This window comes from Cellulomonas septica (assembly GCF_012396155.1).
Classification (GTDB): domain Bacteria; phylum Actinomycetota; class Actinomycetes; order Actinomycetales; family Cellulomonadaceae; genus Cellulomonas; species Cellulomonas septica.
On sequence record NZ_JAAXOY010000817.1, the window covers coordinates 1 to 1,364 of the forward strand.

Below are 1,364 nucleotides of genomic sequence, written 5' to 3' on the forward strand. Positions count from 1 at the left end.
CCTGCGCCGGTGCGGCCAGCGCCGCGGCACCCGCCCACAGGCCGGCCGCGGCCGCAGCGGTCAGCAGAGCACGGCGCCAGACGTCGCGTCGTCGCACGTGCCCCTCCTCCCGCTCTCCGCACCCGAGCAGGTGCGTCGTCGATGGGTTCGGAGCCCACCGTCCGGCGGATGGGTCGTCCCCGGCACCTGCTCCGGCTCGCGCCCCGACCCTAGGCAGACATCCGCCCGGACCGCGAGGTCACGCCGCCCGCCGCACGGACCGCACCGGCCGTCGCACATCCCGTATCGCAGTATTTCGCCCGGTATCGCCCTGTCGTGGCGCCCGTGACTTTGCGAGGATCGCCGGAGAGGTGCCGGCGACGGGGGCTGCCCGGCACCCAGGGGGTCCGGGGGGCTCGATGTCGCGAGGGCGCGATGCCGTCGCCGACCCGGTGGTGGGCGCGAACGTCCCGACCGCCGGGCGAGGCGTGGTCCGGCGTGCGCTGATGCACCGGCTGGACGACGTCCTGACGACGCGGTGCGGTCTGGTGGTGGGCCCGCGCGGGTCCGGCAAGACGACCGTCATGCGGCAGTGGGCGCGCACGAGCCGGCTGCCCGTGGTGTGGGGGCGCTGCACGCCCGCGGGCATCGCCGTGCGGTCGGGGACGCGCACCGAGCTGCTGGCGCCGGACGAGGTCGGGCGGTCGGTCCTGGCGCGACGTGCACCGACGCTGCTGGTCCTCGACGACGCGCACGAGCTGCTGGTCGGGCGGGTGGAGGACGACCTCGAGCGGCTGCTGCTGCCGTCGACCCCCGACGTGCACGTCCTGCTCGGCACGGTGCGGCGGCCCACGTTCAGCCTCGCGCGGTCGGAGTTCCCGCCGCCGACGGTGCTCGACGCCGACGACCTGCGGCTGCGCGTCTGGGAGGTCGACCGGCTGTTCCGGGACGTGTACGGGCACCCGCTGGCACCCGACGACGTCGAGCTGCTGACCGACGAGACCGAGGGCTGGGCGGCGGCCGTGCACCTGTTCCACCGGTCGACGTCGGGGCTGCTGCCCGCGGACCGGCGACGCGCGGTGCGCAGCCTCGACACCGACACCGGGTACGCGCGGGACTACCTGGTCGACGAGGTGCTCGCGCCCCTCGACCGCGCGCAGCTCGACGTCCTGCACTGGGGGTCGGCCTTCGACGACCTCACCGCCCGGCGGGTCACCGACCTCGTCGGGGACCCGGACCCGGCCGCCGACGGCGCCGCGGACGTGCTGCGCACCCTGGACCGGCGGTGGTCGCTCGCGCGGACCGACGACGGCGTCCGCTACCGCCTGCCGCGCGTCCTGCACCGTCACCTGCGGACCGCGCACGCCGCGCACCTCGGCCCCGCC

The 1,364-nt window shown here is 76.5% G+C and carries 1 protein-coding gene; it reads left to right on the forward strand.

Translation table 11 applies throughout. The features are described from left to right. Positions 1–398: 398 nt before the first annotated feature. Positions 399–1,364, forward strand: a 966-nt coding sequence (locus HGA02_RS19460; RefSeq protein WP_484482060.1) for an AAA family ATPase, incomplete at its 3' end; no start/stop codon positions are given.